Genomic DNA, 21,908 nt, shown 5'->3' with positions numbered 1-21,908 from the left:
GACATTTTACCCTGTTTTCGCGCCGCGTGGCAGGGGGTAGATGCGACGCAGTGTCGCGCCGGCGGCGATTGGTTCAGGGGCCCGCCTACCACTTTGGTGGGTGCGGACCGTTGGTCCGCACTACCCTTCAGACACCTGTGCCCCAGCATTGCGCCGACCAACGGTCGGCACCCACCTTAAGAGGATCACCCGAGCCAGCCCTGAAGCGCCTTTGGTGGGTGCGGACCGTTGGTCCGCACTGCCTTCATATACCTGTGCACCGGCATTGTGCCGACCAACGGTCGGCACCCACCTTAAGAGGATCACCCGAGCCAGCCCTGAAGCGCCTTTGGTGGGTGCGGACCGTTGGTCCGCACTGCCTTCATATACCTGTGCACCGGCATTGTGCCGACCAACGGTCGGCACCCACCTTGAGAGGATCACCCGAGCCAGCCCTGAAGCGCCTTTGGTGGGTGCGGACCGTTGGTCCGCACTATCCCTCAGGCACCTGAGAACAGCCCCAGGTGAGGTCAGCTCAGCGCTTCCGCCGCTTCCAGGGTGTTCTGCATCAACGTGGCCACGGTCATCGGGCCCACACCACCCGGCACCGGGGTGATCCAGCTGGCCCGCTGGGCCGCCGCCTCAAACCCGACGTCGCCCACCAGGCGGCCGTCATCCAACCGGTTGATACCGACGTCGATCACCACCGCGCCCGGCTTCACCCACTCGCCCGGCACGATGCCCGGGCGGCCCACCGCCACCACCAGGATGTCGGCGTTGCGCACGGCCTGTTCCAGCACGTCCTTGGGGGTGAACTTGTGGCAGCTGGTCACGGTGCAGCCGGCAATCAGCAACTCCAGGCCCATCGGGCGGCCGACGTGGTTGCTCACGCCCACGATGGTGGCGTTGCGGCCACGCACCGGCTGGTCGGTGTGGCCCAGCAGCGTGGTGATGCCGCGCGGGGTGCACGGGCGCAGGCCGAACTCGCGCAGGGCCAGGTGGCCGACGTTTTCCGGGTGGAAACCGTCCACGTCCTTGCGCGGGTCGATGCGCTGGATCAGCCGGCGCGCGTCGGGGATGCCCGGCAGCGGCAGCTGGATCAGGATGCCGTGGATCTTCGGGTCGGCATTGAGCTGGTCGATCAGCTCGAGCAGCTCGGCCTCGGTGGTACCGGCCGGCAGATCGTAGTCATGTGCTTCGATGCCGACCTTCTCGGCGGCACGGCGCTTGTTGCGCACGTACACCGTCGAGGCCGGGTCGCCACCGACCAGCACCACGGCCAGGCCCGGGCGGCTGCCGCCGGCGGCCACGCGGGCGTCGACGCGCACCTTCAGGCTGTCGAGCAGGTCCTCGGCGATGCGGCGGCCATCAAGGATGCGGGCAGGATGCTGGGGGGCGGAATCGGTCATCGGGGGCAGGCGTGGGGCGGCGGGGACGCTATTGTCCCTGATTCAGGCCCCCTCGCCCACCGACTTTGGCGATCCCCCACCTGCCTGGTAGTGCCGGCCGCTGGCCGGCAACCCCATGACGCCGGAACGTTTGCGCATTTGCCGGCCAGCGGCCGGCACGACCAACCGCCGGCTTCGGCAATTCCCCACACGGTAGTGCCGGCCGCTGGCCGGCAACCCCATGACGTCGGAACGTTCGCGTATCTGCCGGCCAGCGGCCGGCACTACCAACCACCGGCTCCGGCAATTCCCCACACGGGTAGTGCCGGCCGCTGGCCGGCACCCCCATGACGTCGGAACGTTTCCGCATCTGCCGGCCAGCGGCCGGCACGACCGGGCTTTATTCTTCCTCTTCCGGCACGTCCTGCGGGTTCAACGTCTTGCTTGCCCGCTTCGGCGCGGTGAACGGCGTCGGCGTCGGCACGCCCTGGCCGGAATTGCCGAACACCATCTTGGCGCCGGCATTCAGACCACCACCGGCAATCTCCAGCTCGAAGCGCTCGGCGTCGCGGCGACGGATCTGCTCGGCAATTTCGATCGCATCGTCCTCGTCCGCACCCAGTTCCACCAGCGCGGCCTGGCCGAACAGCACCGCCGACTCGAACGTCTCGCGGATCTGGAAATCGACGCCGGCATGGATCAGCCGCAGCGAATGCTCGCGGTCGAACGAGCGCACCATCAGCTTGGCCTGCGGGAACTCGTGCGACACCAGCTCAACAATGCGATCAGCCGCCTCGGCCTTGTCCACGCACACCGCAATCGCACGCGCGGTCGCCGCGCCCGAGGCATGCAGCACGTCCAGTCGCGTACCGTCGCCGTAGTAGATCTTGAAACCGAAGCGCGCCGCACTCTGGATCATCTCCACATCGTTGTCGATGATGGTCACGTCCACGTCGCGCGCCAGCAGCGACTGGCTGGCGACCTGGCCGAAGCGACCGAAGCCGATCAGCAGCACGCTGCCGGACAGGCCGTCGGCCTCGTCCACGCCATCCATGTTCACCGTCGGCTTCGGCGCGATGCGCTTGTAGACCAGCACCACCAGCGGCGTCAGCGCCATCGACAGCACCACCACGGCGGTGAAGTTGGCATTGATCTCCAGGTTGATCACGCCGGCCGAGGCGGCTGCGGAGAACAGCACGAAGGCGAACTCGCCACCCTGCGCCATCAGCACGCCCCGGTCCAGCGCCTGCGCGTGATCGCTGCCCATGATGCGCGCGACCACGTAGATGCACAGCGCCTTGGCTGCCATCAACGCCAGCACCAGGCCGAGGATCAGCTGCCAGTTGCCAGCCACCACGCCCAGGTCCAGCGCCATGCCGACGCTGAGGAAGAACAGGCCCAGCAGGATGCCGCGGAACGGCTCGATGTCCGCTTCGATCTGGTGGCGGAAGGTGGATTCGCTCAGCAGCACGCCGGCCAGGAACGCGCCCATCGCCATCGACAGGCCGGACAGCTGCATCAACAGCGCGGCGCCCAGCACCACCAGCAGCGCGGCGGCGGTCATCACCTCGCGCGCCTTCGACTCGGCCAACACGCGGAACAGCGGATTGAGCAGGAAGCGGCCGACCAGCACCAGGCCGACAATGGCGCCCACGCCGATCGCCACCGACAGCCAACGCGAACCCTCGCCGCCGGCACTGCCCGCGCCCGGCGCCATCCAGGCCACCAGCGCCAGCAACGGCACGATCAGCAGGTCTTCGAACAGCAGGATCGAAACGATCTTCTGCCCCGACGGCAGCGCGATGTCACCGCGCTCGGCCAGCAGCTGCATCACCACCGCAGTGGAAGTGAGCACGAAGCCGGTGGCGCCGATGAAGGCCACCTGCCACGGCAGCCCGAACAGCTTGGCGATGCTGGTCAGCACCAGCGCACAGGTGACGATCTGCAGCGTGCCCAGCCCGAAGATCTCCTTGCGCAGGCTCCACAGGTGCGAGGGCCGCATTTCCAGGCCGATCACGAACAGGAACATCACCACGCCGAGCTCGGCGGTATGCAGGATGGCCTGCGGGTCGGAGAACCAGCCCAGCCCGAACGGTCCGATCGCCAGGCCAGCGGCGAAGTAGCCCAGCACCGAGCCCAGGCCGGCCCGGCGGAACAAAGGCACCATCACCACCGCCGCGCCCAACAGGGCGACGACCTTGACCAGCTCGCTGGTCGCTGCTTCTACCGCCATGCGGTGTGTTCCCCGAGATCCAGAATCGGGTTCAACAATAGAGCAATGCCGATGACGGCAATAGCACGCATGTTGCGCCGGATTGTCTTGGCGATGGAACGATGCAGGGAGCGATCCCCAGCATCATCCCGAAACCCGATACATCCATCCACGCATGGCGTGGATCTACTAATGCGTCGGTAGATTCACGCCATGCGTGGATGATGCCCCGGCCGGGTTCAACCACCTCGGCAGAACGCGGCGTAATCGATATACCCCGGGAACGGCACGCCCGGCGCGCACACCGGGCAATGCGGGTCCGGGCGGATGCCGGTCTCGCGGAAGCGCATGCCCAGCGCATCGAAGCGCAGCAGGCGCCCAACCAGCGGCTCGCCAATACCCAGCAGCAGCTTCAGCACCTCGGTGGCCTGCAGCACGCCGGCCAGGCCAGGCAGCACGCCCAGCACACCGGCCTCGGAACAGTTCGGCGCGAACTCCGGCGGCGGCGGCTCGGGGAACAGGCAGCGGTAGCACGGCGCCACGCCACGCTGGCGGCCAGCGTCAAACACGCTTACCTGGCCGTCAAAGCGCTCGATGGCGGCGTACACCAGCGGCTTGGCGTGCTTGATGCAGGCGTCGTTGAGCAGGTAGCGCAGCGGGAAGTTGTCCGAGCCATCCAGCACCACATCCACGCCCTCCAGCAGCGCATCCACGTTGTCGGAGGTGACCCGCTCGGGCACAGCCTCGACCTCGATCGACGGGTTCAGCGCCAGCAGGCGCTCGCGCGCCGAATCGACCTTCAGCTGGCCGACGCTGGCTTCGGTATGCACGATCTGCCGGTGCAGGTTGCTGCGCTCCACGCGGTCGTGGTCGGCGAAGCGCAGGTGCCCTACCCCGGCGGCGGCCAGATAGAAGCCGGCCGGCGCACCAAGGCCGCCCGCACCCAGCACCAACACGCGCGAATCCTGCAGCCGGCGCTGGCCGGCCTCGCCCACCTGTGGCAGCAGCAGATGCCGCGAATAACGATCAAAGAAATCGCGGTCGGCGGCACTGGCCAGCGGCTGCACCAGTGGCAGCGACTGCTCGCGCCAGGCCACGGTACCGCCCGTCACGGAAGCGACCTGGGCGTACCCGGCCTCCAACAGGAACTGCGCGGCATCGGCCGAGCGCTTGCCGCTCTGGCAGATCAGCAGGATCTCCTGGTCGCGCTGCGGCAGATGCGCGGCCGGGTCGGCCTGCAGCTCGCCCTTGGCCACGCCGCGCGCGCCCTCGGCCATGCCGCCGGCCCGCTCGTGCGCCTCGCGCACATCGATCAGCACGGCGCCATGGGCCAGGCGCTCGCGTGCCTGCGCGGGGGAAAGCTCTTGGATGCTCATGGCCGCATTATCGCGCACGTGGCGGCAGGCCGCCTTGACCGATACCTGCAAACATGGGGTAGTGCCAGCCGCTGGCCGGCATGGCCATGAACGCACCGGACGACGCGAGGTTGCCGGCCAGCTGCCGGCACTACCGGTGGGAGCGCGAACGAAGAAGGCGGCCCTGCGGCCGCCTTCCCGTGAATCACTTGCCCTTGACGTGCTTCATCAAGCGCCGCTTTGCCTTGACCTGCCGCTCGGTGAGGACGTTCTTCTTGCCCTCGTACGGGTTGGTACCCTCGCGGAAGATGAAGCTCACCGGCGTGCCGATCAGCTTGAAGCGCTTGCGGAAGAAGTTCTCCAGGTAGCGCTTGTACGACTCCTGCAGCTCCTTCAGGCGCGTGCCGTGCACGATGAAGGTCGGCGGGTTGGAACCGGCCGGGTGCACGTAGCGCAGCTTGGAGACATGGCCGCGGATGGTCGGCGGCGGGTTGGTCTCGTAGGCCACTTCCAGCGCCTTGTTCACTTCGCTGGTGGTGAAGGTCTTGTTCGCCGATTCGTGCGCACGATGCACCGCACGGAACAGCTCACGCAGGCCCGAGCCGTGCTTGGCCGAGATGCGCACCGATTCGGCCCACGGCACGAAGCCCAGCTTCAGCGACAGCATGGTCTCGGCCTGCTCGCGCTGGTACTCGGTCAGGCCATCCCACTTGTTGATGGCGATCACCAGCGCGCGGCCGGCGTCGAGCACGGCACCGAGCACGGTGGCGTCCTGGTCGGTCACGCCTTCGGTGGCGTCGAGCATCAGCACGGCCACCTGGCACTGCTCGATCGACTGCATGGTCTTGACTACCGAGAACTTCTCGACGACCTCGTCCACGCGCGAACGACGGCGCAGGCCGGCGGTGTCGATCAGGCGGTACTCACGGCCGTCGCGCTCCAGGTCCACCGCGATCGAGTCGCGGGTGGTACCCGGCACGTCGGAGGCGATCATGCGCTCCTCGCCGAGGATGCGGTTGACCAGGGTCGACTTGCCCACGTTCGGGCGGCCGACGAAGGCGATGCGGATGCGGTTCGGGTCGTTGTCCAGCTCTTCACCGCTGCCTTCTTCCGGCAGGCGCTGGATCACTTCGTCCAACAGATCGTCCAGGCCCTGGCGATGCGCGGCCGAGACGGTCAGCATCTCGCCGAAGCCGTAACGGGCGAACTCGGAACGCACGCTGTCCTCGTCGGTGCCATCGATCTTGTTGATCAGCAGCAGCGTCGGGCGCGACAGCTTGCGCAGCCAGGCCAGGATCTCGTCGTCCAGCGCCGAGGTGCCCTCGCGGGCGTCGACGACGAACAGGATCAGGTCGGCTTCGGCCGCGGCCGCACGCGCCTGGCGCGTGGTGGCGCCGGCCAGGCCTTCGTCTTCCCCGGCGATACCGCCGGTATCCACGACGAGGAAATGGTTGTCCTCGTCGAGGCGGCAGACACCGTAGTTGCGGTCGCGGGTGACGCCGGGCTGGTCGTGGACCAGCGCGTCACGGGTGCGCGTAAGCGCATTGAAAATAGTCGACTTGCCGACATTCGGCCGTCCAACCAGGGCGACCAGAGGCAGCATCGCGATTACTCCAATTTTTTAGTTTGCCAACCGGAAGGCGGTCAGCTTGCCATCCACGTTCTGCACCAGCAGCACACCGTCTACGACGACCGGCTGGGCCAGCAGGGCGTCGCCGCCACTTTTTGCCCGTGCCGCCATCGCACCATCGGAGGCCTGCAACCAGTGCACGTATCCCTTGTAGTCACCGACCACGACGTAGTCGCCGTGCAGTGCCGGGCCGGTCAGGGAGCGACGGGCCAGTGCCGTCTGCGACCACATGGCTGCGCCGCTGGCCTTGTCCAGGCCGAACACGCCGCCCTTGTTGTCGGTCACGAACACATTGCCCGACGACACCGCCACGCCACCTGCGCCGCCATGGTCGCGCGCCCACAGCGGGCGACCGGTCGGGCCTTCGATGGCCATGGTCTGGTTCTTGAAGCTGCTCACGTACAGGGTGTTGCCATCGAGCACCGGTGCGCCGTCGACGTCCGCCATGCGCTCCAGCTCGGTGCGGCCTTCGCCGTTGCCGAGGTTCTGTTCCCACAGCGTGCGGCCATCCTGCTGGGCCAGGGCCGCAACCGCGCCCTCGTCCTTGCCGATGAACAACACGCCCGGGCCGGTCACCACCGGCGCGTTGCCGCGCACGGTCAGCGCCGGCAGCTCGCTCGGGTTGAACCACTTCTGGGTGCCGTTGCCGACATCGAAGGCGGTCACGCGGCCGTCGTTGCTGCGCACGTAGACCATGCCCTGGGCAACGGCCGGCGCGGCGATCACTTCACCCGGAACACGGGCGCGCCACTTCTCGCTGCCGTCGTTGATGTCCAGCGCGATGACCTGGCCATCCAGCGTGCCGATCACGACCAGGTTCTCACCGACACCCGGGCCGCCGGACAAGCGCAGCCTGGCCTTCTTCTTTTCCTTCTTCGGCTCCCAGGTCCAGACCTTCTTGCCGGTCTGCAGGTCGATGGCGTGCACGCCACCGGTGATCGCCGCAGCGAACACGTGGCCGTTGGCCACCGCCGGGCCCTGGCGCACACCGATGCGACGCTCGCCCTTGCCGAGGTTGACCGACCAGATCTTGCTGACCTTCACGGTCGGCTCGAACTTGACCAGCTCAGCCGGTTCCTGTGCCTTCTTCGCCGCCGCGTCCTTGCCGGCGAACCAGCCCTTCATGGTGCCGCAGCCGGTCAGGGCCATGCCCATCAGGAGCACGGTGGCGACGCGGGTGATCATGACCTTCTGACTCATCAAACCGACTCCGCAGGGGCGGCAACGGTGCCGCCGGCGTCCATAACCTTGGTTTCCAGCAGGCGCCGCTGCGGCGCTGCCACGTCCAGCGTCTTCAGCGCCTTCTCGTACTGTGCACGGGCCTCATCGCGCTTGCCCTGCGCCATCAGCGCATCGCCATGGATTTCCAGGCTGCTGCTGTCGGTGGCGCTGCCCAGCAGCTTGATGGCCTCGTCGCTCTTGCCAGTGGCCACCAGCAGGCGGGCCACACGCTGGTCGACCACGCGCTGCAGGTCGCCTTCGACCTTCACGTTGCGCAGGGTGGCCAGTGCTTCTTCGTTCTTGCCGGCGTCGACCTGGGCCTTGGCCAGCTGCAGCGCCGCGAGGTCGCCGTAGATGCTGGACGGGCCGGCTTCGAGCGCCTTGACCGCCTTGGCGGCGTCGTCAAGCTTGTTCTGCTGCAGGCCCTGCAGGGCCTTCTGGTACTCGACATTGGCCGAGGCCAGCTTGCTGCCCTGATCCTTCTGGTACCACTGCCAGCCGGCAATGGCACCGATGGCGATGACTACGCCACCGAGGATGCTGGCGCCATTCTTCCGCAGCCAGCTGCGGACGCGTTCACTTTGTTCGTGCTCGTCGAGCAGATCGTCGATCGCCATGCGTACTCTCGCCCCGCCCGTCGGGAGGGACCATTGGGTTTAATCGAAGGTGGTGAAACCGCGCCTCAGTGCGAAACCGGGACTACGGAGCCTTCAGAGGATACCTGAAAGCGTGCCACGTTGGCTCGCTGGTAGGGGGTCAGATCGACGATAGCGCCGTTCTGCTGAACCTGGACCGCCGAGGCGTTGCCCAGGGTCACCCGGGTCACCTGGCCCGGCGTGAAGCTGCGGGTCTCGCCGGACTTGATCAGTGCCTTCTCGACGGTGCTGCCGTCCGGGCCGCCGATGTCGACCCAGCTGTCGCCGCTGAACTGCATTTCCAGCGCATTGCCGGCAGCCGGGGCCGGCGCCGGGCGCGGCACCGGGGCCAGCGAGGCGACGTAAGGGGTGGCCGCCGGCTTGCTGGCCGGGGCCGTGGCTGCTTCGGCCGGGGCGGCCGTCTCGCTACCGGCTGCGGACGGCGTGACCGGCACGGCGGCCGGGATCACGTCCAGCGAGGCGGTGCTCGGCGACGGGGTCGCGCTGCCGTCGAAGTGGCCACGGGTGGCGAACCACACCGGCACCGCCAGCACGGCGGTGATGCCGACATACAGCACGCGCCGGCCGAGGTTCTCGGCGATGCGGCGCGCACGCGGGGTATGGGTATGGCTGACCAGGGTGGGCGGAACCACCGGGCCGACCTGGGCCTGCTCCAGCAGCTCGCCCACGTCCACGTCGAGCAGGCGCGCATAGCTGCGCAGCTGGCCGCGCACGAACACCGGCGCCCCCAGCTTCTGCCATTGTTCCTCTTCCAGGGACTTGACCACCTGGACCGGCATGCGCAGGCGCGAGCCGACATCTTCGAGGGTCAGTCCGGCCGCTTCACGGGCCTGGCGCAGGCGGGTGCCGCAGCCGGCCGCAGTCTCGAGAGCGCTCACAGTCTGGTCATCAATCACAATGCATCAACCCTGGAGTTAGGAGCCCGCTTCCTGCGGAAATTCCTGTCGAATCCGCTGCAGATAGCGATCAGATGCCGCCTGATCGCCCAGCCTCGCTTCGATTTGAGACGCAAGTTGTAACACGGAACGCGTTGCGGGTGCAGCCGCAATCCTACGTTCGGCGAAGGCCCGGGCCTCCATGTAGCGGCCCTGGCGGAAGCTCAGCTGGGCCATCGACTCCAGCGCCACCGGGTTGGCCGGCGCCGCGACGAGTGCCGCGCGCAGGTCGCGCTCGGCACGTTCGAGCTGCCCAGCGTCCAGTGCGCAGCTGCCGGCATTGGCCTGCGCTTCGCCCGGGGTGGCATAGCCCGGCGCCTGCAGCGCCCGGTCGAACCAGACCAGCGATTCGGCCGGCTGGCCCTGCTGGCACAACCAGGCACCGTAGTTGTTGAGCACGTCCCCGCGCTGCGGCGCCAGCTCGGCGGCCTTGCGGAAATTCTCGCCCGCCTGGCGGGTGCGGCCACGACGGTCATCGATGCCGGCCTGCAGCACCAGCGCATCGGGCGCCTCGGGCGCCTCGGGCGCCAGCTTCAGCGCTTCGCGCACCTTGCGCTCGGCGGCGTCGAGATTGCCGACCTGCATGTCACGGGTCGCCAGGGTCAACAGGTCGCGCCAGCGCACTTCGCGCCGCACGCTTTCCGGGTCAGCCACCGAATAGACCGGCGCCTGGCTCGGCCCAAGCTTGGCCTTGGGATGGGATTTGCAGCCGCCGACCGCAACGGCCAGCACGCCCGCGAACAGAACCAGCCAGAGGCGGTCAGGCCGCGGCATCGCTCCCCTTCCCCGCCTGCAGCGTCTTGTTGAACTCCGCCTGGCGGCGGGTGCGGTCCATCACCTGGCCCTTGAGCTGGCCACAGGCGGCATCGATGTCGTCGCCACGGGTGCGGCGGACCATGGTCAGCACGTTGCTGTCGAGCAGGATCTTCTGGAAGGCGCGGATGTGCGCTTCTTCCGAACGCTCGTAGCGGGTGCCCGGGAACGGGTTGAACGGGATCAGGTTGACCTTGCCCGAATCCTTGGCCTGCACCGCGTTGTCGAACTGGCGCATCAGGCGGGCCAGCTCCCGGGCATGCTCAGGCTTGTCGTTGATGCCCTTCATCAGGGTGTATTCAAAGGTGACCGACTCGCGGCGCTTGTTGGCGCGCAGGTAGCGTGCACACGAGGCCATCAGCTCGGCGATCGGGTACTTCTTGTTGAGCGGCACCAGCGTCTCGCGCAGCGCGTCGTTCGGCGCATGCAGCGACACCGCCAGCGACACGTCGCTTTCGGCAGACAGGCGGTCGATCTGCGGCACCAGGCCAGAGGTCGACAGGGTCACGCGCTTGTTGGCCAGGCCGTAGCCCAGGTCGTCGCGCATCACACTCATGGCGCGCACGACGTTGTCGAAATTCATCAGCGGCTCGCCCATGCCCATCATCACCACGTTGGTGAGGCGGCGCATCTGGTGCGGCACGTTGCCCAGGTGGCGTGCGGCAACCCACACCTGGCCGATGATCTCGGCGGTGGTCAGGTTACGGTTGAAGCCCTGGGTGGCGGTGGAGCAGAACGTGCAGTTCAGGCCGCAACCGACCTGCGAGGACACGCACAGCGTGCCACGGGTCTTGTCCGGGATGTACACGGTCTCGATGGCGTTCTTGCCATCCACGCCCATCGCCAGCAGCCACTTGTGGGTGCCGTCGGCGGAGGGCTTGTCGAACACGATGTTGGGAACCAGCACCTCGGCATGGGCCTGCAGCTTGGCGCGCAGGACCTTGCCGAGGTCGGTCATTTCATCGAAGTCGGTGACGTAGCGATGGTGGATCCACTTCATCACCTGATGGGCACGGAACTTCTTTTCGCCGAGGACCTCGACGAAAAACTTCTCCAGGCCCGCGCGATCGAGGTCGAGCAGGTTCTGCTTGCCAGCCGTGGGTGCCGACTTCGGCAGCGGCTGGATGGCGGGGGACTGTACGACCTCGTTCACGGCATTACTCTCAGCGCGAGACGACTTCGGTGGCGGCGAAGAAGTAGGCGATCTCAATCGCGGCATTCTCGACCGAGTCCGAGCCGTGGGCGGCATTGGCATCGATGGATTCGGCGAAGTCGGCGCGGATGGTGCCCGGCGCGGCTTCCTTCGGGTTGGTGGCGCCCAGCAGGTCGCGGTGGGCCAGGACGGCGTTCTCGCCTTCCAGGGCCTGGATCATCACCGGGCCGGAGATCATGAACTCGACCAGCGCGTTGAAGAACGGACGCTCGCGGTGCACGGCGTAGAAGCCTTCGGCTTCACGGCGGGACAGCTGCTTGTACTTGGCGGCCACGACCTTCAGGCCGGCCTTCTCGAAGCGGGCGTAGATTTCGCCGATGACGTTCTTGGCAACGGCGTCCGGCTTGATGATCGAAAGGGTGCGCTCCAGCGCCATGGGATGTCTCCAATGGAATCGGGCCGCTGATGGCCCGAAGGGTAACATGAAAAAAACCCGCGTCGGGACGCGGGCTTAGCCTGATAAACGTAGGCGAATTGTAAAAGATAACGCGGCTGGGTGGTAGAGGGCCTGCGGCCCTCCTGTAGAGCCGAGCCCATGCTCGGCTGACCTTTGGAAAGAGCAGCCGAGCATGGGCTCGGCTCTACAGGTTCAGATCCACCCATTCACCCACCTGAGTGAAATCTGACCGGCCCGGGCAATTTTGCTGCACTGCAAAATGCCATACGCTACCGTCTGGTTCTAGTATCAAACAATCGTTTGATTAAGGTCCGCCCACCGATGGCCAAGCCCGCACACTTCTCGACCAAGGACCGGATCCTCGGCGCGGCCGAGGAACTGTTCGCACAGCACGGCTTCGCCGGCACCTCGCTGCGCCAGGTCACCAGCCAGGCCGACGTCAACATCGCGGCGGTCAACTACCACTTCGGTTCCAAGGAAAACCTGGTCAACGAGGTATTCCGCCGCCGCATGGACGAGATGACCGGCGCCCGCCTGTCTCAGCTCGAACGCGCCCGCGCCGAGCACCCTGGCGAACTGCGCCCGGTGCTGGCCGCCTTCGTCGAGCCGGCCCTGGCGCTGGCCCAGGACCGCCAGAACGGCGGCGCCTTCGTGCGCGTGATCGCCCGCGCCTATGCCGAGAAGAACGACAACCTGCGCAAGTTCCTGTCCGACCACTACGGCCACGTGCTGCGTGCATTCGGCAAGGCCATCGGCGAATGCGTGCCCGGCCTGAGCAAGGAAGAGTTGTACTGGCGCCTGGACTTCCTGGCCGGTTCGCTCACCTATGCCATGGCCGACTTCGGGCTGATCAAGCGTCCCGCCGGTGTCACCGAAGCGGCGCATCGTGCCCATGCCGCCCACGAACTGATCCATTTCGCCGAAGCCGGGTTCCGCGCCGCCGCACGCGCCAGCGCCCTGCCCGCTTCCGTTTGATTCCACCCAGTAACTGCTGACCAACAAAGGCCCTACACCATGTCCAATTCCCTGCTAGTCCGCCGCGCCGCCGTGCTGGGTGCCGGCGTCATGGGTGCCCAGATCGCCGCCCACCTCACCAACGCCGGCGTCGACACCGTGCTGTTCGACCTGCCTGCGAAGGAAGGTCCGGCCGACGGCATCGTGCTGAAGGCGATCGCCAACCTGGGCAAGCTGAGTCCCGCGCCGCTGGCCAGCAAGTCGCTTGCCGAAGCCATCACCCCGGCAAACTACGAGTCCGGCCTGGAGCAGCTGAAGGACTGCGACCTGATCATCGAGGCCATCGCCGAGCGCATGGACTGGAAGCAGGACCTGTACAAGAAGATCGCCCCGTTCGTGGCCGACCACGCGGTGCTGGCCTCCAACACCTCGGGCCTGGGCATCAACAAGCTCGCCGACGTGCTGCCCGAGCAGCTGCGCCACCGCTTCTGCGGCGTGCACTTCTTCAATCCGCCGCGCTACATGCACCTGGCCGAGCTGATCCCGGCCACCACCACCGATGCCGCCGTGCTGGAAGGCCTGGAAGCTTTCCTGGTCACCACCCTGGGCAAGGGCGTGGTGTACGCCAAGGACACCCCGAACTTCATCGGCAACCGCATCGGCGTGTTCTCGATCCTGTCGACCATCCACCATACCCAGCAGTTCGGCCTGGGCTTCGACGAAGTGGACGGCCTGACCGGCCCCCTGGTCGGCCGCCCGAAGTCGGCCACCTACCGCACCTCGGACGTGGTCGGCCTGGACACCATGGCGCACGTCATCAAGACCATGGGCGACACCCTGCCGAATGACCCGTGGCATGAATTCTTCAAGTCCCCGAAGTGGCTGGACGCGCTGATTGCCAAGGGCGCGCTGGGCCAGAAGACCGGCGCCGGCATCTTCCGCAAGGTCGGCAAGGACATCGTCGTGCTGGACCTGGAGAAGCAGGACTACCGCCCGGCCGACCGCACCGCCGCCCCGGAAGTGGTCGAGATCCTGAAGATCAAGAACCCGGCCGAGAAGTTCGCCAAGCTGCGGGAAAGCCAGCACCCGCAGGCGCAGTTCCTGTGGGCGACCTTCCGCGACCTGTTCCACTACAGCGCCTACCACCTGGCCGACATCGCCGAGACCGCGCGCGACGTCGACCTGGCCATCCGCTGGGGCTACGGCTGGTCGCTGGGCCCGTTCGAAACCTGGCAGGCCGCCGGCTGGAAGCAGGTCGCGCAGTGGATCGCCGATGACATCGTGGCCGGCAAGAGCATGAGCAACGCACCGCTGCCGGACTGGGTGTTCGATGGCCGCGATGGCGTGCACGCCGCCGAGGGCAGCTACAGCCCGTCGCGCAACGCCAAGCTGCCGCGCTCGTCGCTGCCGGTGTACCAGCGCCAGCGCTTCCCGGATCCGCTGCTGGGCGAGAAGTTCGCGCCGGGCGAGACCGTGTTCGAGAACGACGGCCTGCGCATGTGGCACGACGCTGACGGCATCGCCGTGGTCAGCTTCAAGACCAAGATGAACACCGTGTCCGACCAGGTGCTGGATGGCCTGCAGGAATGCGTCAGCCGCGCCGAGAAGGACTTCCAGGGCCTGGTGATCTGGCAGCAGAAGGAACCCTTCTCCGCCGGTGCCGACCTGGCCGGTGCACTGGGCCTGCTGCAGGCCGGCAAGGTCGACCAGTTCGAAGAGATGGTCGCCAACTTCCAGCGCACCAGCCAGCGCATCAAGTACTCGCTGGTGCCGGTGGTGGCCGCCGTGCGCGGCCTGGCCTTGGGTGGTGGCTGCGAGTTCCAGATGCACAGCGCCAAGACCGTGGCCTTCCTGGAAAGCTACATCGGCCTGGTCGAAGCCGGTGTCGGCCTGCTGCCGGCCGGTGGCGGCCTGAAGGAACTGGCGGTGCGCGCCTCGCAGGCTGCGGGCCCGGGTGGCGACGTGTTCGCCGAACTGAAGAAGACCTTCGAGACCGTGGCGATGGCCAAGGTGTCCAACTCGGCGGTCAACGCCAAGGAGCTGGGCCTGCTGCGCAGCACCGACAAGGTGGTGTTCAACAGGTACGAGGCCCTGCACATCGCCAAGGCCGAAGCACGCGCCCTGGCCGAAGCCGGCTACCGTCCGCCGCTGCCGGCACGCCGCATCCAGGTCGCCGGTGACGTGGGTATCGCCACCTTCAAGATGATGCTGGTCAACATGCTGGAAGGCCGTTTCATCAGCCCGTACGACTACGAGATCGCCGAGCGCATCGCCACCGTGCTGTGCGGCGGCAAGGTCGATCGCGGCACCCTGGTCGACGAAGAGTGGCTGCTGACCCTGGAGCGCAAGCACTTCGTCGAACTGGCCCAGCAGGAAAAGACCCAGGCCCGCATCGCGCACATGCTCAAGACCGGCAAGCCGCTGCGGAACTGACGGAAGACATCGGTAGTGCCGGCCGCTGGCCGGCAACCTCTTCCAACCCCTATTCAAGAGATCACTGCAATGACCAAGCAAATCCAGGACGCCTACATCGTCGCCGCCACCCGTACCCCGGTTGGCAAGGCGCCCAAGGGCATGTTCCGCAACACCCGCCCCGACGACATGCTTGCGCACGTGCTGCGCAGCGTCGTCGCCCAGGCCCCGGGCGTGGACGTCAACCGCATCGATGACGCCATCATCGGCTGCGCCATGCCGGAAGCCGAGCAGGGCATGAACGTGGCGCGCATCGGCGTGCTGCTGGCCGGCCTGCCGAACACCATCGCCGCACAGACCGTGAACCGCTTCTGCTCCTCTGGCCTGCAGGCCGTGGCGCAGGCCGCCGACGCGATCCGCCTGGGCAACGCCGACCTGATGCTGGCCGGCGGCACCGAGTCGATGTCGATGGTGCCGATGATGGGCAACAAGATCGCCATGGCACCGAGCGTGTTCGACAACGACCACGTCGCCATCGCCTACGGCATGGGCATCACCGCCGAGAAGGTGGCCGAAGAGTGGAAGGTCTCGCGCGAAGACCAGGACGCGTTCGCCCTGGCCTCGCACCAGAAGGCCATGGCGGCGATCCAGAACGGCGAGTTCAAGGACGAAATCAGCCCGTACGAGATCGTCTCGCACCTGCCGGACCTGGCCGATGGCCAGCGCATCATCACCCGCAACAAGATCGCCGACACCGACGAGGGCCCGCGCCCGGATTCCTCCGCTGAAGGCCTGGCCAAGCTGCGCCCGGTGTTCCGCAACGGCCAGTTCGGCGGCACCGTCACCGCCGGCAACTCGTCGCAGATGAGCGATGGCGCCGGTGCCGTGCTGCTGGCCTCGGAGCAGGCGATCAAGGACTACGGCCTGACCCCGCTGGCCCGTTTCGTCAGCTTCTCGGTGGCCGGCGTGCGCCCGGAAGTGATGGGCATCGGCCCGATCGCCGCGATCCCGAAGGCCCTGAAGCAGGCCGGCCTGACCCAGGACCAGCTGGACTGGATTGAACTGAACGAAGCCTTCGCCGCGCAGTCGCTGGCAGTGATCCGCGATTGCGGCCTGGACCCGAGCAAGGTCAACCCGCTGGGCGGCGCGATCGCCCTGGGCCATCCGCTGGGCGCGACCGGCGCGATCCGTACCGCGACCCTGCTGCACGGCCTGCGTCGTCGCCAGCAGAAGTACGGCATGGTGACGATGTGCATCGGCACCGGCATGGGTGCGGCGGGTATTTTCGAGGCGCTGTAAGGTTCAAAGCGTTTCCGGCTGATTGTTGGTTGGCTGTGGGGCCCGGGTGGGTGAGGCTGCCCGGGACACGCCGTAAACCCGTCCCTGGGGGCTTGGCAGCGGCATCCATGCCGCTGACAGTCCCGGTCAGCCTCACCCACCCGCGCCACCCGGCATTCCGCTCGGCGGAAGGGTGAGCAAAGGCAAGCCAAGAGCCGGGGTCAGAGCCCTTTGCTACGCAAAGGGCTCTGACCCCAACAAGCAAAAAAGGCAGCCTATGGCTGCCTTTTTTGCTTTTGCTTCTGCCTTTGATTCCGCCCTTCCCGTCCGCGCCCGCAGGAAACTGTCGAGAGGGGGCGGATGGCCCTCTCCAAAACCGTTGGCGCCAGGGATGGCGCCATCGAGCACCATGGAAGGGCTTTGGCGTGTTTTGGAGAGGGCCATCCGCCCCCTCCCCCATGTATCAATCAAAGCGCTGACGGAGCGCTTGCTAAATCCCTTACTCCGCCAGCATCGCCGCCAGCTTCTCCCGCGCGGGGCCGGCCAGCTTCGGGTTGTCCAGCGCGAAGCGGATCGTCGCCTCCACCAGCCCCAGGTGCGTACCGCAGTCGAAGCGGGTGCCCTCGAAACGATAGGCATCGACTTCTTCGGTCTTCAGCAGCTCGGCAATCGCATCGGTCAGCTGGATCTCACCGCCGGCACCAGTCCGGGTCTGTTCCAGCAGCTCGAAGATCTTCGGGCTCAGCACGTAGCGGCCGACCACTGCCAGGTCACTCGGCGCGTCCTCCGGCTTCGGCTTCTCGACGATCTGCGAAATGCGGCCCTTGCGGCCATCGAACGCCTCAGTGGCGACGATGCCGTAGCTGGCGGTCTTTTCGTGCGGGACGTCTTCGACCGCGATCACGCTGGCACCGCTGGCTTCATTGAGGTCGGCCATCTGCTTCAGCGCACCGGCACCGCGGTTCCAGATCAGATCGTCGGGCAGCAGCACCGCGAACGGCTCGTCACCGATCACAGCCTTGGCACACAGTACTGCGTGCCCGAGGCCCAGCGCCTCGGCCTGGGTCACGAAGATCGCGCGCACGCCATTGGGCAGCACATGCCGGATCAGCTCCAGCTGCTCCTGCTTGCCGGCGCGCTCGAGCTTCTGCTCCAGCTCGTAGGCCTTGTCGAAATAATCGGCGACCGCGTGCTTGTAGCGGTTGGTGATGAACACCAGCGTGTCGCAGCCGGCTTCGATGGCTTCATCAACGGCGTACTGGATCAGCGGCCGATCAATGATCGGCAGCATCTCCTTCGGCACAGTCTTGGTTGCTGGCAAAAAACGCGTTCCCAGTCCTGCCACCGGGAAAACTGCCTTGCGAATTCGCTTGCTCATTGGTGCCTGTTTGCCTCACGTGCCGGAAAGGGCACGACTTTAGCGGATGAAATGTAAGCATCCTGTTCGATTGGCGAGAATTCCGGCATCGTCGCAAACAGGATTTCCTGGATGCTGGCAGTGTCGTAGCTGGCAATCGCCTCGCGCAGGCGCGGAACATTGCCCAGCACCAGGTCGCGCGAGAACGTACGCACGCCGGCCTCGAGAATCTTCGGGTGGGCGGTCGAACGGTAGTCTTCGTCCGAATAGAACAGGGTCTCGTGCAGCTTCTCGCCCGGGCGCAGGCCGGTGTAGATGATCTGGATGTCCTTGTACGGCTGCTTGCCGGTCAGGCGGATCATCTGCTCGGCCAGCACGCGGATCGGCACCGGCTCGCCCATGTCCAGGGTGTAGATCGCACCATGCGACGCCGACGCGGCCGCCTGCAGGATCAGCTGGCAGGCCTCGGGGATGGTCATGAAGTAACGGCTGACTTCCGGGTCGGTGACCGTGACCGGACCACCGCGCAGGATCTGCTCGCGGAACAGCGGCACCACGCTGCCGGCCGACGCCAGCACGTTGCCGAAGCGCACCGTGACGAAACGGGTGTGCGTGGACTTCTGGTCCAGGCTCTGGCAGATCATCTCGGCGTAGCGCTTGCTCGCACCCAGCGCATTGACCGGGTCGACCGCCTTGTCCGTGGAAATGAACACGAAATGCTCCACGCGGGCTTCCAGGCACGCGCGGGCGACGTTCTCGGTCGCCAGGATGTTGTTGCGCACCGCTTCGCGCAGCTGGCGCTCCAGCACCGGCACGTGCTTGTAGGCGGCGGCATGGAAGGCGGTATCGACCGGGTGCAGTGACAGCGCGTGGCGGATCACGGCAGGGTCGCCACAGTCGCCCAGCACCGCCTCGATCTCGACATCGGGGAAGCTGCGCCGCAGCTCGCCTTCGATGGTCAACAACAGCAGTTCACTGATCTCCAGCAGGATGATGCGACCAGCACCGTGCCGCGCGCACTGGCGGCACAGCTCCGAGCCGATCGAACCACCGGCGCCGGTAACCATCACAGTGCGCCCACCCAACCAGCCGCGGATCAGGTTCCAGTCCGGCATGATCGGCTTGCGGCCCAGCAGGTCTTCGATCGCCACTTCCTTCAGCTGGCCCGGCAGCGACTGACCCTGCAGGATGTCGCTGAGCTTGGGCACGGTACGGAACGGCACACCGGTGCTTTCGCAGATCGCGACAACGCGCTGCATGCCTGCGGCGTCCAGTGACGGCATGGCAATGACCAGCAGCTTGGCAGCGGTCTCGCGGACCACCGTCGGGGCGTCATCCAGGGTGCCGAGGATCGGCAGGCCCTGCAGCTTGGCACCCCGAAGGTGCGGTGCATCGTCGAGCAGCCCGACCGGCTCGAAGTTGCCGGAACGACGCAGGTCGCGCACCAGTGTTTCCGCCGCCTGGCCAGCGCCGAGGATCAGCACGCGGCGGGCGCTGGAATCGGACTGCAGTGCCTGGTAATCCTTCCAGGCCCGGTACAGCAGGCGCGGTGCGCCCAGCAGGGCCGACAGCGCGAACGGGTAGATCACCAGCACCGACATCGGCACGCCGTCGAAGCGCTTCCACATCAGCACCAGGACGATGGCGACCATGCCGATGAAGCTGGCCTTGAAGATGTTCAGCAGGTCGCTGACGCTGGCGAACCGCCATAGCCCGCGATACAGGCCCACGCGCCAGAACACCAGGCCCTGCAGCAGCAGCACCAGGGTGGTATCGACGTTCCACAGGGGCAGCGCCGGAGCGTTGGGCAGGATCGAGTAACGCCCTGCATGGAGCAACTGCCAGCATGCCCAGACCATGAAGAGGTCGTGGCAGACGATGGCCGAACGCGGCATCAGGCCGAGGATTCTGTCCCGCCAGGGTGAAGCCATAAGTCAGGTATTTCCTTGTCGGTAGCGCATTCCATTGCGCAGGAGGAGCCAGAGGACGCTCAGCGCGGTGAACCACGCGATCGCCACGGCAGCCTCCCACCTCGGCTGCAAATTGGAGCAGACATTGAACACTGTAATACTGAACAGGCCCAAAGCAAAGTACATCCCTGTCACCTGGGGGTGACTGGCTCCTGCCTGCACCGCGCGCTGGTAGACGTGCTGGGTATGGGGTTCCATCCAGCGTTGTCCCGAAATGATGCGCGCCAGCAGTGTGAAGCCCGCGTCCACGAGGAACGGCGAAACCGGGACCAGCAGCAGGATCCAGTTGATATCGGTACGCACGCTGGCGAGCGCCAGCACCGCTGCGACCGCGTACCCCAACGCGCCGCTTCCGACATCGCCCATGAAGATCCGGGCCCGAGGGAAGTTGAACGGCAGGAATCCAAGGCAGGCCAGGCCCAGGGCCACGGCAGCCAGCGAGTACGGCCACGGCAGCACCGGCGCCAGCCCCAGCATCGCCACGACGGCCTGGCTGGCGGCAATGCCGTTGATGCCGTCCATGAAATTCCAGATGTTGATCAGTGAGGCGGTGAACAGCAGCACCAGCGCCGCCAACAGCCAGCTGCCGCCATTCACCTTCACCAGGCCGGCCAGCAGCGTCGCGGCGATGAAATGCACCAGCAGGCGACGCATCGCTGGCAGGGGCTTGTGGTCGTCCCACCAGCCGATACCGGCCACCAGCACCAGCCCAAGGCTGGCCACCAGTACTGTCGGCGTGCTCTCGGGCCAGGCCCAGATGGCCACGGCTGCAGTCACCAGCAGGCTGATGACGATGGCGATGCCGCCACCGCGCGGTGTAGCGACGCTATGGCTGCGGCGTTCGCCGGGCTGGTCCATCAACTGCTGGCGCAGCGCATAGCCACGTGCAGCCCAGGTCAGCACCGCACTCAGCAGGGCGAGCCCCAGCAGCGCGCCCATCACAAGCCAGGGCATGGATCAGAGCACCGCGTAGTTCAGCAGTGGCTTGACCGTTCCCCACTCCTTGCAGCTCGGGCACTGCCAGTGGTGGGTACGCGCACCGAAGCCGCAGCGGGTGCAGCGATAGGCCGGGTTACGCACCAGCAGCTGGTCAGTGATGTGCTTGAGGTCATGCAGGGTGGCGGTGGAATCGGCGCCCTCGGCGAGGGTGAGGTCGATCAGCGCGGACTCGCCACGCACCGACGGGCGATCCTTCAGCTGGCGGCCGAGGTAGGCACGCGCTGGGGCCACGCCTTCCTGCTCCTCCATCAGCCGGGTCAGCGCCAGCACCGGGGCAATGCCACGGTAATGCTCGGTCATCTCCGACAGGAACGCGCGCGCACCTGCCAGATCGCCCACCTTGCGATAGTTCTGCATCAACGCCGGCAGCAGTTCCGGCAGGTATTCGGGATCGTTGCGCGCGGCGCGCTCGAAGGCGCGCACGGCGGCCTCAGGATTGCCTGCGTCGGTTTCCAACCGGCCCTCGATGATGCCGGCGCGCACCGACATCGCGTCGGCCTGATAGGCGCGGGCGATCGCTGCCCTCGCCTCTTCCAGCTTGCCGGCGCCACGGAATCGCTCGGCCAGTTCGCACTCGAACTGCCCGATCAGCTTGCCCATCGGCTCGCCGGTGACATCCTCGAAACGGGTGGCGTTGTCGATCGCCTTTTCCCAGTCACGCTCGGCCTGGTAGATGCCGATCAGGTGCTTGAGCGCCTGCGGTGCGCGCTGATCCAGCTGGGCCAGCTCGGTGAACACGGTCTCGGCACGGTCCAGCAGGCCGGACTTCATGTAGTCCTCGCCCAGGGCCAGCAGGGCCTGCACGCGTTGTGCGTCACTCAGGTCATGGCGATTGACCAGGCCCTGGTGCAGGCGGATGGCGCGGTCGACCTCGCCACGACGGCGGAACAGATGGCCCAGCGCGACCTGGGTCTCGAAGGTTTCCTTGTCCAGCTCGGCGATGTGCAGGAACAGCTCGATGGCCTTGTCCGGCTGCTCGTTGAGCAGGTAGTTCAGGCCACGGAAATAGGTGCTCGACAGGCGGCTGACCTGGCTGTCACCGTGGCGTTGGCCACCACGCCGCCCGATCACCCAGCCGGCCAGTGCGGCCAGCGGTACGAACAGGAAGAACCAGAACCACTCGGTGACGAAATCCATCT

The 21,908-nt window shown here is 66.7% G+C and carries 17 protein-coding genes; 3 read left to right on the top strand and 14 right to left on the bottom strand.

Annotated features, from left to right (window positions below; all coding sequences use genetic code 11):
- Nucleotides 1-509 precede the first annotated feature (509 nt).
- The 10 genes from folD to ndk form a co-directional block, all read right to left on the bottom strand.
- Nucleotides 510-1,388 carry a bifunctional methylenetetrahydrofolate dehydrogenase/methenyltetrahydrofolate cyclohydrolase FolD gene (gene folD / locus ACSDHM_RS07305; RefSeq protein ID WP_180868502.1) on the bottom strand — a complete coding sequence of 293 codons (879 nt, stop codon included), beginning with the start codon at nucleotides 1,386-1,388 and terminating at the stop codon, nucleotides 510-512.
- 379 nt (nucleotides 1,389-1,767) lie between these two features.
- Nucleotides 1,768-3,600, bottom strand: coding sequence for a monovalent cation:proton antiporter-2 (CPA2) family protein (locus tag ACSDHM_RS07300; protein ID WP_353080078.1), 1,833 nt, complete (start codon nucleotides 3,598-3,600; stop codon nucleotides 1,768-1,770).
- Nucleotides 3,601-3,818: 218 nt separating this feature from the next.
- Entirely contained in the window at nucleotides 3,819-4,955 is a 1,137-nt protein-coding gene (gene moeB, locus ACSDHM_RS07295) for a molybdopterin-synthase adenylyltransferase MoeB (protein WP_353080079.1), read from the bottom strand.
- A gap of 184 nt (nucleotides 4,956-5,139) precedes the next feature.
- Nucleotides 5,140-6,537 carry a ribosome biogenesis GTPase Der gene (gene der, locus ACSDHM_RS07290; protein WP_005413118.1) on the bottom strand — a complete coding sequence of 466 codons (1,398 nt, stop codon included), beginning with the start codon at nucleotides 6,535-6,537 and terminating at the stop codon, nucleotides 5,140-5,142.
- Between the two features lie 18 nt (nucleotides 6,538-6,555).
- Nucleotides 6,556-7,764 carry an outer membrane protein assembly factor BamB gene (bamB, locus tag ACSDHM_RS07285; protein WP_439426812.1) on the bottom strand — a complete coding sequence of 403 codons (1,209 nt, stop codon included), beginning with the start codon at nucleotides 7,762-7,764 and terminating at the stop codon, nucleotides 6,556-6,558.
- Entirely contained in the window at nucleotides 7,764-8,402 is a 639-nt protein-coding gene (locus tag ACSDHM_RS07280; RefSeq protein WP_111007939.1) for a YfgM family protein, read from the bottom strand. The genes bamB and ACSDHM_RS07280 overlap by 1 nt, the downstream gene beginning before the upstream one ends.
- 65 nt (nucleotides 8,403-8,467) lie before the next feature.
- Nucleotides 8,468-9,337, bottom strand: a complete 870-nt coding sequence (locus tag ACSDHM_RS07275) for a RodZ domain-containing protein (protein ID WP_049413003.1) — start codon at nucleotides 9,335-9,337, stop codon at nucleotides 8,468-8,470.
- Nucleotides 9,338-9,355: 18 nt separating this feature from the next.
- Nucleotides 9,356-10,150: a type IV pilus biogenesis/stability protein PilW gene (gene pilW, locus ACSDHM_RS07270; RefSeq protein WP_439426811.1), complete on the bottom strand. Its 795-nt coding sequence runs from the start codon at nucleotides 10,148-10,150 to the stop codon at nucleotides 9,356-9,358.
- On the bottom strand, nucleotides 10,137-11,342 hold the full coding sequence (rlmN, locus tag ACSDHM_RS07265; RefSeq protein WP_005409296.1) for a 23S rRNA (adenine(2503)-C(2))-methyltransferase RlmN: 1,206 nt from the start codon (nucleotides 11,340-11,342) through the stop codon (nucleotides 10,137-10,139). The genes pilW and rlmN overlap by 14 nt, the downstream gene beginning before the upstream one ends.
- A 10-nt stretch (nucleotides 11,343-11,352) precedes the next feature.
- Nucleotides 11,353-11,778: a nucleoside-diphosphate kinase gene (ndk, locus tag ACSDHM_RS07260; protein WP_005409295.1), complete on the bottom strand. Its 426-nt coding sequence runs from the start codon at nucleotides 11,776-11,778 to the stop codon at nucleotides 11,353-11,355.
- A gap of 342 nt (nucleotides 11,779-12,120) precedes the next feature.
- Here ndk and ACSDHM_RS07255 point away from each other — a divergent pair, with 342 nt between their 5' ends.
- The 3 genes from ACSDHM_RS07255 (at nucleotide 12,121) to ACSDHM_RS07245 (ending at nucleotide 16,464) form a co-directional block, all read left to right on the top strand.
- Complete coding sequence (locus ACSDHM_RS07255; protein WP_061477903.1) at nucleotides 12,121-12,774, top strand: TetR/AcrR family transcriptional regulator; 654 nt, start codon at nucleotides 12,121-12,123, stop codon at nucleotides 12,772-12,774.
- A 39-nt stretch (nucleotides 12,775-12,813) separates the two neighbouring features.
- On the top strand, nucleotides 12,814-15,186 hold the full coding sequence (locus ACSDHM_RS07250; protein WP_439426810.1) for a 3-hydroxyacyl-CoA dehydrogenase/enoyl-CoA hydratase family protein: 2,373 nt from the start codon (nucleotides 12,814-12,816) through the stop codon (nucleotides 15,184-15,186).
- 69 nt (nucleotides 15,187-15,255) lie between these two features.
- Entirely contained in the window at nucleotides 15,256-16,464 is a 1,209-nt protein-coding gene (locus ACSDHM_RS07245) for an acetyl-CoA C-acyltransferase (RefSeq protein WP_005409292.1), read from the top strand.
- 478 nt (nucleotides 16,465-16,942) lie between these two features.
- On the opposite strand, the gene galU is transcribed toward ACSDHM_RS07245, so the two are convergent.
- Genes galU through lapB form a run of 4 tightly spaced genes read right to left on the bottom strand, consistent with a single transcriptional unit; the run spans nucleotide 16,943 to nucleotide 21,906 of the window.
- A complete protein-coding gene (galU, locus tag ACSDHM_RS07240; RefSeq protein ID WP_072168277.1) occupies nucleotides 16,943-17,821 on the bottom strand; it encodes a UTP--glucose-1-phosphate uridylyltransferase GalU in 879 nt (292 codons plus the stop codon).
- Complete coding sequence (locus tag ACSDHM_RS07235) at nucleotides 17,818-19,731, bottom strand: polysaccharide biosynthesis protein (RefSeq protein WP_032954120.1); 1,914 nt, start codon at nucleotides 19,729-19,731, stop codon at nucleotides 17,818-17,820. Before ACSDHM_RS07235 ends, galU begins: the two co-directional genes overlap by 4 nt.
- Nucleotides 19,732-19,734: 3 nt before the next feature.
- Nucleotides 19,735-20,724, bottom strand: coding sequence for an MraY family glycosyltransferase (locus tag ACSDHM_RS07230; RefSeq protein ID WP_072168278.1), 990 nt, complete (start codon nucleotides 20,722-20,724; stop codon nucleotides 19,735-19,737).
- 3 nt (nucleotides 20,725-20,727) lie between these two features.
- Nucleotides 20,728-21,906 carry a lipopolysaccharide assembly protein LapB gene (gene lapB, locus ACSDHM_RS07225; protein ID WP_005416232.1) on the bottom strand — a complete coding sequence of 393 codons (1,179 nt, stop codon included), beginning with the start codon at nucleotides 21,904-21,906 and terminating at the stop codon, nucleotides 20,728-20,730.
- Nucleotides 21,907-21,908 lie beyond the last annotated feature (2 nt).

Origin of the sequence: Stenotrophomonas sp. T8 (assembly GCF_051853085.1) — a bacterium.
Taxonomy (GTDB): domain Bacteria; phylum Pseudomonadota; class Gammaproteobacteria; order Xanthomonadales; family Xanthomonadaceae; genus Stenotrophomonas; species Stenotrophomonas sepilia.
The sequence above is the reverse complement of the archived record's forward strand: the minus strand, read 5'-3'. Positions and strand labels throughout refer to the sequence as shown.

Excerpts from the sequence above, each read along its gene's own strand:
- ACSDHM_RS07245 (WP_005409292.1), top strand. The coding sequence starts at position 15,256 with ATGACCAAGCAAATCCAGGACGCCTACATCGTCGCCGCCACCCGTACC.
- der (WP_005413118.1), bottom strand. The coding sequence starts at position 6,537 with ATGCTGCCTCTGGTCGCCCTGGTTGGACGGCCGAATGTCGGCAAGTCG.
- ACSDHM_RS07235 (WP_032954120.1), bottom strand. The coding sequence starts at position 19,731 with ATGGCTTCACCCTGGCGGGACAGAATCCTCGGCCTGATGCCGCGTTCG.
- ndk (WP_005409295.1), bottom strand. The coding sequence starts at position 11,778 with ATGGCGCTGGAGCGCACCCTTTCGATCATCAAGCCGGACGCCGTTGCC.
- ACSDHM_RS07250 (WP_439426810.1), top strand. The coding sequence starts at position 12,814 with ATGTCCAATTCCCTGCTAGTCCGCCGCGCCGCCGTGCTGGGTGCCGGC.
- moeB (WP_353080079.1), bottom strand. The coding sequence starts at position 4,955 with ATGAGCATCCAAGAGCTTTCCCCCGCGCAGGCACGCGAGCGCCTGGCC.
- ACSDHM_RS07230 (WP_072168278.1), bottom strand. The coding sequence starts at position 20,724 with ATGCCCTGGCTTGTGATGGGCGCGCTGCTGGGGCTCGCCCTGCTGAGT.
- lapB (WP_005416232.1), bottom strand. The coding sequence starts at position 21,906 with ATGGATTTCGTCACCGAGTGGTTCTGGTTCTTCCTGTTCGTACCGCTG.
- bamB (WP_439426812.1), bottom strand. The coding sequence starts at position 7,764 with ATGAGTCAGAAGGTCATGATCACCCGCGTCGCCACCGTGCTCCTGATG.
- pilW (WP_439426811.1), bottom strand. The coding sequence starts at position 10,150 with ATGCCGCGGCCTGACCGCCTCTGGCTGGTTCTGTTCGCGGGCGTGCTG.
- ACSDHM_RS07280 (WP_111007939.1), bottom strand. The coding sequence starts at position 8,402 with ATGGCGATCGACGATCTGCTCGACGAGCACGAACAAAGTGAACGCGTC.
- ACSDHM_RS07300 (WP_353080078.1), bottom strand. The coding sequence starts at position 3,600 with ATGGCGGTAGAAGCAGCGACCAGCGAGCTGGTCAAGGTCGTCGCCCTG.
- galU (WP_072168277.1), bottom strand. The coding sequence starts at position 17,821 with ATGAGCAAGCGAATTCGCAAGGCAGTTTTCCCGGTGGCAGGACTGGGA.
- folD (WP_180868502.1), bottom strand. The coding sequence starts at position 1,388 with ATGACCGATTCCGCCCCCCAGCATCCTGCCCGCATCCTTGATGGCCGC.
- ACSDHM_RS07255 (WP_061477903.1), top strand. The coding sequence starts at position 12,121 with ATGGCCAAGCCCGCACACTTCTCGACCAAGGACCGGATCCTCGGCGCG.